This is a genomic window from Periweissella cryptocerci, assembly GCF_004358325.1.
Lineage (GTDB): Bacteria > Bacillota > Bacilli > Lactobacillales > Lactobacillaceae > Periweissella > Periweissella cryptocerci.
On sequence record NZ_CP037940.1, the window covers coordinates 1644561 to 1659523 of the forward strand.

The 14963-nt window shown below is 43.9% G+C and carries 5 protein-coding genes and 4 rRNA genes; 6 read left to right on the forward strand and 3 right to left on the reverse strand.

Annotation, left to right across the window (positions count from 1 at the left end; translation table 11 throughout):
- Positions 1 to 27: 27 nt before the first annotated feature.
- Positions 28 to 1869, reverse strand: a complete 1842-nt coding sequence (locus tag EQG49_RS07415) for an FAD/NAD(P)-binding protein (RefSeq protein WP_133363379.1) — start codon at positions 1867 to 1869, stop codon at positions 28 to 30.
- Between the two features lie 38 nt (positions 1870 to 1907).
- A complete protein-coding gene (locus EQG49_RS07420; protein WP_243115698.1) occupies positions 1908 to 2543 on the reverse strand; it encodes an NAD(P)H-hydrate epimerase in 636 nt (211 codons plus the stop codon).
- 194 nt (positions 2544 to 2737) lie between these two features.
- Between EQG49_RS07420 and EQG49_RS07425 the strand changes: the two genes are divergently transcribed.
- Together EQG49_RS07425 and EQG49_RS07430 are read left to right on the forward strand one after the other, a co-directional pair.
- Positions 2738 to 3064: a hypothetical protein gene (locus EQG49_RS07425; RefSeq protein WP_133363380.1), complete on the forward strand. Its 327-nt coding sequence runs from the start codon at positions 2738 to 2740 to the stop codon at positions 3062 to 3064.
- Positions 3065 to 3356: 292 nt separating this feature from the next.
- Positions 3357 to 4271 (forward strand): NADP-dependent oxidoreductase, encoded by a 915-nt coding sequence (locus tag EQG49_RS07430; protein ID WP_133363381.1) that lies wholly within the window; start codon positions 3357 to 3359, stop codon positions 4269 to 4271.
- 148 nt (positions 4272 to 4419) lie between these two features.
- Here EQG49_RS07430 and EQG49_RS13715 read toward each other — a convergent pair whose 3' ends face one another.
- Positions 4420 to 4569, reverse strand: coding sequence for a hypothetical protein (locus EQG49_RS13715; protein ID WP_165964826.1), 150 nt, complete (start codon positions 4567 to 4569; stop codon positions 4420 to 4422).
- 855 nt (positions 4570 to 5424) lie between these two features.
- Between EQG49_RS13715 and EQG49_RS07435 the strand changes: the two genes are divergently transcribed.
- The 4 genes from EQG49_RS07435 to EQG49_RS07450 all read left to right on the forward strand — a co-directional run bounded on the left by EQG49_RS07435 (position 5425) and on the right by EQG49_RS07450 (position 14834).
- Positions 5425 to 6998: ribosomal RNA gene (locus EQG49_RS07435) — 16S ribosomal RNA — on the forward strand.
- A 255-nt stretch (positions 6999 to 7253) separates the two neighbouring features.
- Positions 7254 to 10169: ribosomal RNA gene (locus tag EQG49_RS07440) — 23S ribosomal RNA — on the forward strand.
- Between the two features lie 88 nt (positions 10170 to 10257).
- A 5S ribosomal RNA gene (rrf, locus tag EQG49_RS07445) occupies positions 10258 to 10374 on the forward strand.
- The 16S, 23S and 5S rRNA genes sit together here, the layout of an rRNA operon.
- A 2869-nt stretch (positions 10375 to 13243) precedes the next feature.
- A 16S ribosomal RNA gene (locus EQG49_RS07450) occupies positions 13244 to 14834 on the forward strand.
- The last annotated feature ends 129 nt before the right edge of the window (positions 14835 to 14963 follow it).

Sequence of the window (14963 nt, forward strand, 5' to 3'; positions counted from 1 at the left end):
AGTAGTGACGTCTTTGCCTAGCATTTTTTAGTTCATAATGAGGCTTGCAATCTTGTCGGCATCACGGACGGATTTATCATTAACTCCGGGGCGTGAAATGAAGGTTGTAAACCAAGTGTAGCTTTCAGCAGGAATCCCAAATGAGTAGACGCTCTTTTGGCGACTGCCATTCGCATTAATCAGTTCAAAGTTGGCGCGATCCATGATGGTTGCTCCAGTTGAGAACGTTTCACCATCGGCTAACGTGTAGCTGTCAGTTGACATCATGCCAGTTGCGCGCAAGTTAACTTGCAATGGATTCAAACTAGCTTGCAGGTTAACTGGTCCTAAGCGCGCTTCGACGACAGTATCAGCAGTCCAAGTGGCGTCTTTGCGGTTAGTTGTCGCAACAAAGTGACCGTCGACTGGGGTGACGTGTAAACCGCCCGGCATGATTTCGAGGACGTTAGCTTCAATTAATGCTTCAATTTGTTGGATGCGCAAGCGTGGTGGCCCAACAGATACCATTACTGAGATAGGATTGAATTCCTTTAAGAATTGCAGATAAGCTTCGTTTGAAAGTAAACCCATCTCGATGGTGTAACGAATGGTATCGCGAATGTCACGCAAGATATCAAATGAACCAGCATATGGTGCCCATTGGTTACCTTTGGCAGCGTCAGCAATATCCCATTTCAAGTAATCAATCATGAATTGACGATAGTCAGCATCGGCGGGCAAGTCTTTGGCGGGATTGCTAATCCAAGCAAAATCGTATAAATCGGCGTCGGCAAAGCCAAAGTCTTTAGCGGCATGATTTAAGTCATCGCTAGCTAACAGGGCTGTACTCAAAGCGGTAACATCGAGTTTACGTTCAGTTGCCAAATTAATGTAGTACTTGTAAGTCATATCATTAACAACTAAGTGCTTGAAGTCGTTATATGCCAATTTGCCACTAGTTTGGGTGGCTAATTTATCAATGTTTTCTTTAGTTAAGAAGTGTGGCAAATAGCCATCACCGTATTCTTTTTGATTAAGGCCACGAGCGTGTAATGGGAAACCGTGCCGTGAACCAGCAAGAATGTGAGGTTCGTTACCAGAAGGTTCATAGGTTAATAAACCGTCGGCGTTGGCAATGAATTGGCCACCACGTTCTTGGGTTAATTGAATAATATAATCAAAGAAACTCAAGCCAAGGCCACGCACAATGACGTTTTCTTTGGCAGGGACGACCGTTAAGTCAACTTCGGCCGGGTGAACGGGTTCTACATAAGTTAAACCGTTAGCAGCGGCGTATTCTTTGAATGATGTTTCTTCAGGGTTCAAAGTATCGTCGGCATGACCCAAAGCCATGACGATTGCATCAGCTGAATACGAAGCATCATCAGTTGTCACCGTATAGGGTGCTTGTTCACCAGTAATATCCGTGACAGTATCGCGAATAAAGCTTAATGTCGATGTTTCATCAGCATGGGCCTGCAATTCAATATAGAACCATGCCGCATACACCCCGAACAACCCACGACTTGAGAATGAGTTTTTGTTCAATGTAGATAATTCGGCCAAGTATGCACTTGCTTGGGGAATTTCTGGGTGAGCTTGTAAAAAGTCTGCCCCGTTGTGTTTTATCCAGTCATAAAAGTTTGGACCATCCCAAGAAGGGCCTTCCATGTTAACCGAGTCATCTGCGAACAAAGTCAGTTGTTGCACAACGGTGTTCATCAAAAGCAAAGTATCTTGACTTGGATTCCAAACCCGCCCACCAAGAACTGTGGGGTCAATCATTTTGATATCTAATGCATCAGTGCGGTTTTCTGCGGTGTGTTTAGTGAGCAAACGTTCTGCAACAGCTAAGCCCCGAGGACCAGCACCGACAATAACGATATTCATTGTAAGTCTCCTTAAAATAAAAGTATAAATTTAGTTATTTAAATTTCGGGCGCGTAAATGCCGATGTCTTTGACAATGACAGTACCAACCCGTTTGCTAGCGTCGCCAATTGTTAAACCGGTTTTAACGTAGCCAAATGTAACGGTTGTGTTGGCCCGAATTGCGGAACCAAGAATTTTACCAGTTGTGGCATCAAGTCCCGAAGGAATATCCACGGCAATGACTGGTTGGTTAGAAGCGTTAATTTTCTTAACAGCTTCGGTGAGCTTACCACTAATGTCGTGTGACAAGCCGATACCAAAGAGCGCATCGACGATAACGCTATAATCACGGAAGTCACGGACATTGCGGCCAATTTTGACGTTGTATTTACGTGCAATTGATAACTGTTGTTGATTTGCGGGTGAAAGATTTTTTTCATCGCCGAGTAACAATACTTCAGCGGTAATACCTTTCAAATGCAAAATCCGGGCAATTGCTAAGCCATCACCACCATTGTTACCAACCCCGACGACAACGAGGACGCGTGATAAATCAAAATCGCCAGCCGCCATCGTATCGACAACGCTTAAGGCTGCTCGTTCCATTAGCACGGCACTTGGTAAACCAATTGTTTCAATTGTGTATTTGTCGTAGGCTTGCATTTCTGCAGCTGTGACTGTTTTCTGTTCCACGGGAAATACACCTCTTTCTTATTTCGTATAGATTCGCATTCCCCACTATTATACAATTAAATTAGATAGAAGTGTCTAACTTACTATGGTAGGTACAGATATTATGGAACTGTTCAGACCTGATGTGGCGCGCTAATGTGTGCGGGCAAGGTGTGAACGGCTTTGAAGCTGTAAAATACAAGGAGAAATTAATCATGGATAACGGTGTAATTCCGCAAACAATGGCCGAAGTTAACGACCAAGTAGCAATGTTGAAGGGGCGTGGTCACGAAATGCCAGTTGAAGAAGTTATTCGCGAAACCATCAAACGCGGGTTACAAGAAATGTTTGACGAAAAGCTCGATGGTAACTACTATTCAATTCAATGGACCGCTGACAATTTTGATGTCTTTAGTTTGGGACATGAATTTGAAGGTAGCATCGTCCCCAATGGCGAATCATTTGTTGCTGATTTTATTGCAAACGCAGCTACTACTTGGGATTACTTAGATGATCAGGCACAAAAGTTAGTGGGACGCTAAGCACAGCGTAATTCCGTCTGACGTGGTTTTGAATAAACTTAGTAACTGCGTGCCAGCAAATTACTTGGCGCACTATGCTGGAAGCAACCTCCAAAACTCGAATAAATGAAGAAATCGTAAAGGGTTAGCTGATATATGTGCTAACTTTTTTGTGTATCCGCTGTGTTGGTGTGTCAAAATGCAAAGTGAAATTACAGCAGAATTAATGAGATGATTTGTTTGCAAAAGTACTAATAAAAAGTTAGGATAGCCTTGTTAAAGATTTTAAAACTTTGTATTGGGGGATATTAATATGCAAGCAATTCAATTAAAAGAATTTGGTGATGAAAATCAGTTTGTTGCAGTTGAAGTCGCACAACCAGCGATTACGAGTAAACAAGTTTTGGTCAAGCAAGAAGCGACGGCAATTGACCCATATGATGTGAAGTTTGCGCAAGGATTAATGGGCGCAGCTGACCTACCACTAATCGAGGGTTCCAGTGTTGCTGGGATTGTCGTTGAAGTTGGCGCAGAAGTGACGAATTTTAAGGTTGGCGATCGGGTCGCTGCGTCACCCCATTTAAAGAGTTACGCTGAGTATGTACCAGTGGGGCGTAAGAGTTCAGGCTTGATTCCGGCAAATGTATCATTTACCCAAGCGGCCGCAACGGTTCTATCAGGACAAACTGCGTACCAAGCAATTGAAGATCACCTGCAACCACAAGCTGGTGAAAGTATTTTGATTCATGCTGGTATGGGTAGTGTTGGGAACATGGCTATTCAACTAGCATTATTGCGTGGTGCTAAGGTTTACACGACGGCAAGTAGCAAGAATGCTGATAAGCTGACGGTCCTCGGGGATGTAACGGTTATTGATTATCACACCAGCGATTTCACAACCGTCGTCCATGATGTGGATTATGTATTAGATACTTTAGGGGCGCAAACAATGAATGACTCGCTCAAAGTATTGAAGCGCGGCGGTAAGCTAGTTTCATTAGTTGGTGAACCTGATGCAGCGCTGGCCGAAACTTTAGGTGTGGAAGCTGAACACATTCATATGCAAGGTAGCGGTGAATCACTCGCTGAATTATTCGACTTGTTGGGAAGTGGTAAAGTTCATGTCAACATCGAACGTGAAGTACCATTTAATGTCGCTAACTTAGAAGAGGGCCATCGCTTAAGTGCGACCGGGCACCTTGATGGCAAATACGTCCTAACTTTTTAAGGTAACATTGTACAGTGGACGTAAAAGCAAAACTACGTGGTTAACCCAGGTTATTCAAAGTAGCAGCTAATATTCAGGCAAAAGAAAAAGCTCCTAGATAATAATATCTGGGAGCTTTTTTCTATTTAATTCTTAGTCAGTCAGCTAATTACTTAGCGTCCTTGGCTGGTAAGTCAGCCTTACCCTTTGCCCATTGTGCAATCGCAACAACTTCAGCGTTACGTTTTGCTTTGGCAGAGTCAGTAGTAGCAACTTTACGAGCGCGTGCCCAAGAGTTATGTGGTTTTTTCATAGCCATGCTTGATTTCCTCCATGAATGTAATACTGATTCATTTTAGCCTATTCGGCCTATAATAACAAGCTAGAATGCACGTTTTATAGCGTTTTTAGACGAAAATATCTCAATTGGTTATTTCGTGCTATATTATACAACATCCATTGTATGAGTGGGAGTTTGCGGATTTTGAACCCATAAAAGTTTATTCCTTCTATATAAAGGGCAAATAAAAATACCATGTTATTCAGCAGCTAGCGTAAGCATATGGTGACATTCCAGTACAGAGTAACGTAAGCGGGTTATGGTTGCTTATCTAAAGCAAGATTTAATGAATTGGCGGTCAGTTGGCAATTATTATCTAAATAAAAACGCTTGGACGAAGAATTATCCAAACTAAGTGGGCTAGGTATGTAGTTACACGCGTTGGTAAAAGATAAGTTTGGCTTGGTGTAATGGGGTGCTAGTTAAGCTCAGCGTCACTCGCTAGACGCACGCGTTTGTTCGCGGCCAAAAAGTAATTTGAAATAAATTACAATTTGCTATTGCATTCGTTTCAGATGAGCGGTAATATATAAAAGTTGTCAAAAGCAAGTAGCTAACTTAGTTGCTTCGCAGGAGATAACGAAAAAAATAATTTAAATTAGTTGTTGACTTCTTAGAGGTTAACGAGTAATATAAATAGATGTTGTCACAGCGACAACGCAAACGTAGATCTTTGAAAACTGAATAAAGTTTTGACAATCAAATGATGTAAGGGTCTTAGATTTTGAATCTAAGATGTACAGATTTGCAAAAGTCAATTTCGCAAATAAATTGAATCAATTACCTCCCCGGTAATTGATTCAGGATAACAAAAGAGTCATCAAGACTCAATTTTAAATTGAGAGTTTGATCCTGGCTCAGGATGAACGCTGGCGGCGTGCCTAATACATGCAAGTCGAACGGACTGTGGTGATTATGATCGAAGAGCTTGCTCGGAGAGATTAATCACAATGCAGTCAGTGGCGAACGGGTGAGTAACACGTGGGAAACCTACCTCTTAGCAGGGGATAACATTTGGAAACAGATGCTAATACCGTATAACAATTAGAACCGCATGGTTCAAGTTTAAAAGATGGTTCTGCTATCACTAAGAGATGGTCCCGCGGCGTATTAGCTAGATGGTGAGGTAATGGCTCACCATGGCAATGATACGTAGCCGAGTTGAGAGACTGATCGGCCACATTGGGACTGAGACACGGCCCAAACTCCTACGGGAGGCAGCAGTAGGGAATCTTCCACAATGGACGAAAGTCTGATGGAGCAACGCCGCGTGTGTGATGAAGGCTTTCGGGTCGTAAAACACTGTTATAAGAGAAGAACGTCAGTGAGAGTAACTGTTCATTGAGTGACGGTATCTTATCAGAAAGGGACGGCTAAATACGTGCCAGCAGCCGCGGTAATACGTATGTCCCAAGCGTTATCCGGATTTATTGGGCGTAAAGCGAGCGCAGGCGGTTATTTAAGTCTGATGTGAAAGCCTACGGCTCAACCGTAGAATTGCATCGGAAACTGGATAACTTGAGTGCAGTAGAGGAGAGTGGAACTCCATGTGTAGCGGTGAAATGCGTAGATATATGGAAGAACACCAGTGGCGAAGGCGGCTCTCTGGACTGTAACTGACGCTGAGGCTCGAAAGTGTGGGTAGCAAACGGGATTAGATACCCCGGTAGTCCACACCGTAAACGATGAATGCTAGTTGTTAGAGGGTTTCCGCCCTTTAGTGACGCAGCTAACGCATTAAGCATTCCGCCTGGGGAGTACGACCGCAAGGTTGAAACTCAAAGGAATTGACGGGGGCCCGCACAAGCGGTGGAGCATGTGGTTTAATTCGAAGCAACGCGAAGAACCTTACCAGGTCTTGACATCCCTTGACACTCCTAGAGATAGGACGTTCCCTTCGGGGACAAGGTGACAGGTGGTGCATGGTTGTCGTCAGCTCGTGTCGTGAGATGTTGGGTTAAGTCCCGCAACGAGCGCAACCCTTATTACTAGTTGCCAGCATTAAGTTGGGCACTCTAGTGAGACTGCCGGTGACAAACCGGAGGAAGGTGGGGATGACGTCAAATCATCATGCCCCTTATGACCTGGGCTACACACGTGCTACAATGGATGGTACAACGAGTCGCAAAGTCGCGAGGCTAAGCTAATCTCTTAAAAGCCATTCTCAGTCGGATTGTAAGTCTGCAACTCGACTACATGAAGTCGGAATCGCTAGTAATCGCGGATCAGCACGCCGCGGTGAATACGTTCCCGGGCCTTGTACACACGCCCGTCACACCATGAGAGTTTGTAAACAACCCAAAGTCGTGGGTAACCTTCGGAGCCAGCCGCCTAAGGTGGGATAGATGATTAGGGTGAAGTCGTAACAAGGTAGCCGTAGGAGAACCTGCGGCTGGATCACCTCCTTTCTAAGGATAATACGGAAACTTACACATTTGTCAAAACTTTATTTAGTTTTGAGAGGTCTACTCTCAAACTTGTTCTTTGAAAACTGAATACTATCATTTAAATTAATTAATCAATTCAATTTTTAATATTTATATTATTAAATTGAGCCGAGAACATCGCGTTTTTTTGAGTTTTAAAACAATAGTTTTATCTCGCTTTAAAGGTCAACTAAACAAGTTGACCGCTCCAAAAATTAACCGTATTGAAAGATACTAGGTTAAGTTAATAAGGGCGCATGGTGGATGCCTTGGCACTAGGAGCCGATGAAGGACGGGACTAACACCGATATGCTTCGGGGAGCTGTAAGTAAGCTTTGATCCGGAGATTTCCGAATGGGGAAACCCAATTACGTGAGTAATTATCACCTGCTGAATATATAGGCAGGATGAAGGTAGACGTTGTGAACTGAAACATCTCATTAGCAACAGGAATAGAAAGAAAAATCGATTCCGGTAGTAGCGGCGAGCGAAATCGGAAGAGCCCCAAACCTAGAAGCTGCTTCTAAGGGGTTGTAGGACAGAACATTGGAGTTACCAAGTTATAACATAGATGAATCAACTGGGAAGTTGAGCTAGAGAGGGTGATAGCCCCGTAATCGAAATGTTATAGCCTCCGTTCTGGATCCTGAGTACGGCGGAGCACGTGAAATTCCGTCGGAATCCGCGGGGACCATCCCGCAAGGCTAAATACTCCCTAGTGACCGATAGTGAACCAGTACCGTGAGGGAAAGGTGAAAAGCACCCCGGAAGGGGAGTGAAATAGTTCCTGAAACCATGTGCTTACAATAAGTTAGAGCCCGTTAATGGGTGATAGCGTGCCTTTTGTAGAATGAACCGGCGAGTTACGATAACATGCAAGGTTAAGGTGGAAAGACCGGAGCCGTAGCGAAAGCGAGTCTGAAATGGGCGAATATAGTATGTTGTTGTAGACCCGAAACCAGGTGACCTACCCATGTGCAGGATGAAGGTGCGGTAAAACGCACTGGAGGTCCGAACCCGTGTCTGTTGAAAAAGGCTGGGATGAACGTGTGGGTAGCGGTGAAATTCCAAACGAACTTGGAGATAGCTGGTTCTCTCCGAAATAGCTTTTAGGGCTAGCCTCGGAATTAGAATCACGGAGTAGAAGCACTGTTTGACTAGGGCCCATCTCGGGTTACCAAAATTCAGAATAAACTCCGATGCCGTTGATTTATGTCCGGGAGTCAAGACGATGAGTGATAAGATCCACCGTCGAAAGGGGAACAGCCCAGACCGCCAGTTAAGGTCCCTAAATATATGTTAAGTGGAAAAGGATGTGGAGTTGCATAGACAACTAGGATGTTGGCTCAGAAGCAGCCACCATTTAAAGAGTGCGTAATAGCTCACTAGTCGAGTGATTCTGCGCCGAAAATGTACCGGGGCTAAACATATTACCGAAACTGCGGGTGCCACGTAAGTGGCGCGATAGGAGAGCGTTCTAAGGGCAATGAAGCTAGACCGTGAGGACTGGTGGAGCGCTTAGAAGTGAGAATGCCGGTATGAGTAGCGAAAGACAGGTGAGAATCCTGTCCACCGAATGACTAAGGTTTCCTGGGGAAGGCTCGTCCTCCCAGGGTTAGTCGGGACCTAAGGCGAGGCCGAGAGGCGTAGTCGATGGATAACAGGTTGATATTCCTGTACCAGGTGTATTTGTTTGAACAATGGAGGGACGCAGAAGGATAATGAATGCGCACTGCTGGATATGTGCGTTTAAATCGTAAGTCTTGATAAGAGTCAAATGCTTTTATCTTCAAGGACAAGCGATGATGAGGACCGAAATTTAAGTAGGGAAGTTCATGATTTCACGCTGCCGAGAAAAGCTTCTAGTTAGAATACATTTGCCCGTACCGCAAACCGACACAGGTAGTCGAGGAGAGAATCCTAAGGTGTGCGAGAGAACTCTCGTTAAGGAACTCGGCAAAATGACCCCGTAACTTCGGGAGAAGGGGTGCTGACCGCAAGGTCAGCCGCAGTGAATAGGCCCAGGCGACTGTTTATCAAAAACACAGGTTTCTGCAAAATCGTAAGATGACGTATAGGGGCTGACGCCTGCCCGGTGCTGGAAGGTTAAAAGGATGGCTTAGCTTCGGCGAAGGTCAGAATTGAAGCCCCAGTAAACGGCGGCCGTAACTATAACGGTCCTAAGGTAGCGAAATTCCTTGTCGGGTAAGTTCCGACCCGCACGAAAGGCGTAACGATCTGGGCACTGTCTCAACGAGAGACTCGGTGAAATTTAAATACCCGTGAAGATGCGGGTTACCCGCGACAGGACGGAAAGACCCCATGGAGCTTTACTGTAGCTTGATATTGAGTGTTTGTGCAGCTTGTACAGGATAGGTAGGAGCCGTAGAAATCGGGACGCTAGTTTCGATTGAGGCGTTGGTGGGATACTACCCTCGCTGTATGACCACTCTAACTCACACCACTAATCGTGGTGGAAGACAGTGTCTGGCAGGCAGTTTGACTGGGGCGGTCGCCTCCTAAAAGGTAACGGGAGGCGCCCAAAGTTCCCTCAGAAATGGTGGAAAATCATTCGTAGAGTGTAAAGGCATAAGGGAGCTTGACTGTGAGACTGACTAGTCGAGCAGGTACGAAAGTAGGGCTTAGTGATCCGGTGGTTCCGCATGGAAGGGCCATCGCTCAACGGATAAAAGCTACCCTGGGGATAACAGGCTTATCTCCCCCAAGAGTCCACATCGACGGGGAGGTTTGGCACCTCGATGTCGGCTCATCGCATCCTGGGGCTGTAGTCGGTCCCAAGGGTTGGGCTGTTCGCCCATTAAAGCGGTACGCGAGCTGGGTTCAGAACGTCGTGAGACAGTTCGGTCCCTATCCGTCGCGGGCGCAGGAAATTTGAGAGGAGCTGTCCTTAGTACGAGAGGACCGGATGGACATACCTCTGTGTAACCAGTTGTTCCGCCAGGAGCATCGCTGGGTAGCTATGTATGGATGAGATAAAACGCTGAAAGCATCTAGTGTGAAACTCGCCTCGAGATGAGATTCCCATCTTTATGAAAGTAAGACCCCTCAAAGATGATGAGGTAGATAGGTTAGAAGTGGAAGTGCAGTGATGCATGGAGCGGACTAATACTAATCGGTCGAGGACTTAACCACGAAGTGGTGTCCGGTAAGATTAATTAAGTAATAAATGATAGTATTCAGTTTTGAGAGATTAAGTAATTAATAGCTCACACAAAAAAAGTGTGGTGGCGATAGCGCAGAAGATACACCTGTTCCCATGCCGAACACAGAAGTTAAGCTCTGTAGCGCCAAAAGTAGTTGGGGGATCGCTCCCTGCGAGGATAGGACGTCGCCATGCAAATTAAAAAGATGAGACCTTTGGGTTTCATCTTTTTTTGTCGAATGCGAAAGGATTGCTTTTGATGTCTAAATTAACTAGTGGCAAGGGTCAATTTTGAATTTAATACATCTCTATTTCATCTGACGTGGGATTGAATAGAATTGGCCACTACGTTAGTTAGGAATAATGCTTAAACTACCGAAAAATAGTTATCAATCGCAGACAGCAGTAGCATGGAAAAATCAATACTGACAATAAAATCTCAGCAATTCGATGATTTAAAAGTACGGAAACGACAATCTCGCGCTAGAACCTTTAATACTTACATAAATACATAAGAGAAACGGTCGTAAGATTTTATAAAGAAGAAATCTTACGACTGTTTTTTCTAACAATTACTTTTTTGCCCTGAGTTCTTATACTAACGGCTGAATTCGTTGTTTCACGATATATGATCTAATCTGCAATCAATTATAATAATTCAACTACCACTGAATGAGTTTAGCAAATTGTAGCCAAAAGGAACAATCTTAGCAATCGCGAAGGGTTACGCCACCAATTTTAAATCACTAAACGTTCTAAATCTTTCTTGCAGTATCTTTGACTAAATACAGTCATTGTTTGTTGTACAGAGACAACAAGTTCTTACCAACTACTTGCCAAGTCCAGGTAAGGAATCTTAAGTTGCTAGGGAACTTGGTTTATTATTGTGCAGCTAGTTGGAACTTGCCATTTCCAAGAATATTAACTGTGGCAAATTACTATATAGATTGAGCAAATTATAGGGGGACACGGACAATATTTTCTTTAAGAAACCGATAAAGATACATAATTGCGTGATGCTGGGCGCAGCATGCTTAACGTGGAATAAGCTATGTAATCAAATTGGATTATTAGTGGGATGATATTTCTCGCAGTTGTGGGGGGGCTTTGAGGGTAGTTTGCTGGTGCCACAAGGGAAATAATAATATTAAATAAAAAAACAGGTAATAAAATAGGGCAAATGATTCCGGCTATTTGTTTATGGAAGCCGAAAAATGCCTGTGGCTAATATACGCCCTTGTTACCTGTTAGTGAATTCTTTTAAAATCAAATGGGATTAATGTAACCGGTGATAGCACGCAGCACGTGGACTCAGTTTGGGTTTGTGAGCATTATTACCGATGCGGCTAACGTAGTAGTTTACATGTAGTAACTAGCTTAGAGGGAAACGATGGGTTAGCGTTAAAAAACGTGATGTAGCTTTGCCAAAATAATCATTTACATAAAATGTTAATTTTGGTTGCAACTATGATTTTGAGCTTACAATCGTGGAAACCTAGTGTAGAAAATACCATTACGGGCATACCTGAGTATAGCTACTTAGGATATGTGTGTGACACGTACTTGGTTTAATCGAGTCAGTTGGTGTTATTTGAAAGGGTTGGTAGCACAAACGTGAAATACGTGGTTTAGCGTTAGTGTGGTTCATTCAATACGTGTCGAAATGTCAGGTGGAACCCGAGGCAAGCTAGAACTGTGGAAACAAAAATAGGAGCTACCCATGCATGTTGACGGGAGAATCAATTGGAGGATGGAGCAGTCAGTGTATATTAGGAGTTGAGGAGTGCTCTAGTAATTTAATCTTATTTGTATGTAGTACTTGTACTGGAAGTGGGAGTAACACATAAACTACTTGCATGTACAGCAGCACGACATAATAAATGAGGTGTTCACTGGGGGGAATGTGATAGCCCCGGCTTGAGTCATACATACACCGTATACTTTGATCGTTGTGAATTTGAAGTATCAGGTCTACGCGGCGGTCTTTTTAGTCAGGCGTTACAGGTGACGTTATAAAATTCACGTCTAATTACCTAGTGGCTTCGATACCCACTAGTATGTGATTAGGCAAGCCTACTTGGTTACCACGTTATTGCAAATGAGTGAATAGTAGTAACGTTAACTATATATCTAAGGTGCATTCTATTAAGTATCGATCAAGCTAAATTAGTTAAGCAAAAATTTTGGGGTATTATGAATGGATATGCCTATTAGGGATACTTGCAGTAAGCACGTTAACAACGCTAGTAGGTGGTAGCGCGAATCAGGAAGACATTGCTAGAAGAAACGTTTTAGATAATTATTATTTTGTTGGCGTACAGGAAAATAGGTATATGAACAGTGAGTAATACAGTTTGGTGTTGCATGGTAAGGGAAGCTAACTAGATAAAATTCTCAAAAGCATTGTAACCTAGAACAATGTCTTATAAAGTGGCTAACCATGAATTGCTCATGTTGTGTTGGGATAATAAAATGAATGAACCAAACAGTTAGTAAAAAAAGGCACACGCTAAATTATTTAAGGTAGATTATGATAAATAAGCTATCTGAAAATTAAGCAGTTAGCGTGATATTGTTAAAAAGCCATTAACTCAGTGTGTGGACTGCATCAATATGAGCCCAAAACTGAGGGAGAATGGAAGACGGCGGGGTGAAACAACGTCTGCTAAATGCCGACAACTAGCGGTTTATCAAAGAAGCGTCAAAAACTTCACAAAAAATTCAAATAAAGTGTTGACGGATAATAGTCTAAGCGGTATGATATTTAAGTTGTCTCAGAGAGGTTAATTATTCCTCGCTACGAGATAACGAAAAAAATTAATTTAAATTAGTTGTTGACTTCTTAGAGGTTAACGAGTAATATAAATAGATGTTGTCACAGCGACAACGCAAACGTAGATCTTTGAAAACTGAATAAAGTTTTGACAATCAAATGATGTAAGGGTCTTAGATTTTGAATCTAAGATGTACAGATTTGCAAAAGTCAATTTCGCAAATAAATTGAATCAATTACCTCCCCGGTAATTGATTCAGGATAACAAAAGAGTCATCAAGACTCAATTTTTAAATTGAGAGTTTGATCCTGGCTCAGGATGAACGCTGGCGGCGTGCCTAATACATGCAAGTCGAACGGACTGTGGTGATTATGATCGAAGAGCTTGCTCGGAGAGATTAATCACAATGCAGTCAGTGGCGAACGGGTGAGTAACACGTGGGAAACCTACCTCTTAGCAGGGGATAACATTTGGAAACAGATGCTAATACCGTATAACAATTAGAACCGCATGGTTCAAGTTTAAAAGATGGTTCTGCTATCACTAAGAGATGGTCCCGCGGCGTATTAGCTAGATGGTGAGGTAATGGCTCACCATGGCAATGATACGTAGCCGAGTTGAGAGACTGATCGGCCACATTGGGACTGAGACACGGCCCAAACTCCTACGGGAGGCAGCAGTAGGGAATCTTCCACAATGGACGAAAGTCTGATGGAGCAACGCCGCGTGTGTGATGAAGGCTTTCGGGTCGTAAAACACTGTTATAAGAGAAGAACGTCAGTGAGAGTAACTGTTCATTGAGTGACGGTATCTTATCAGAAAGGGACGGCTAAATACGTGCCAGCAGCCGCGGTAATACGTATGTCCCAAGCGTTATCCGGATTTATTGGGCGTAAAGCGAGCGCAGGCGGTTATTTTAAGTTCTGATGTGAAAGCCTACGGCTCAAACCGTAGAATTGCATCGGAAACTGGATAACTTGAGTGCAGTAGAGGAGAGTGGAACTCCATGTGTAGCGGTGAAATGCGTAGATATATGGAAGAACACCAGTGGCGAAGGCGGCTCTCTGGACTGTAACTGACGCTGAGGCTCGAAAGTGTGGGTAGCAAACGGGATTAGATACCCCGGTAGTCCACACCGTAAACGATGAATGCTAGTTGTTAGAGGGTTTCCGCCCTTTAGTGGACGCAGCTAACGCATTAAGCATTCGCCTGGGGAGTACGACCGCAAGGTTTGAAAACTCAAAGGAATTGACGGGGGCCCGCACAAAGCGGTGGAGCATGTGGTTTAATTCGAAGCAACGCGGAAGAACTTACCAGTCTTGAACATCCTTGACCACTCCTAGAGATAGGACGTTCCCTTCGGGGACAAGGTGACAGGTGGTGCAATGGGTTGTCGTCAGCTCGTGTCCGTGAGATGTTTGGGTTAAGTCCGCAACGAGCGCAACCCTTATTACTAGTTGCCAGCATTAAGTTGGGCACTCTAGTGAGACTGCCGGTGACAAACCGGAGGAAGGTGGGGATGACGTCAAATCATCATGCCCCTTATGACCTGGGCTACACACGTGCTACAATGGATGGTACAACGAGTCGCAAAGTCGCGAGGCTAAGCTAATCTCTTAAAGCCATTCCTCAAGTTCGGATTGTAAGTTCTGCAACTCGACTAACATGAAGTCGGAATCCGCTAGTATCGCGGATCAGCACGCCGCGGTGAAATACGTTCCCGGGCCTTGTACACACCGCCCGTCACACCATGAGAGTTTGTAAACACCCAAAGTCGGTGGGGTAACCTTCGGGAGCCAGCCCGCCCTAAGGTGGATAGATGATTAGGGTGAAGTCGTAACAAGTAGCCGTAGGAGAACCTGCGGCTGGATCACCTCCCTTTCTAAGGATAATACGGAAACTTACACATTTGTCAAAACTTTATTTAGTTTTGAGAGGTCTACTCTCAAACTTGTTCTTTGAAAACTGAATACTATCATTTAAATTAATTAATCAATTCAATTTTTAATA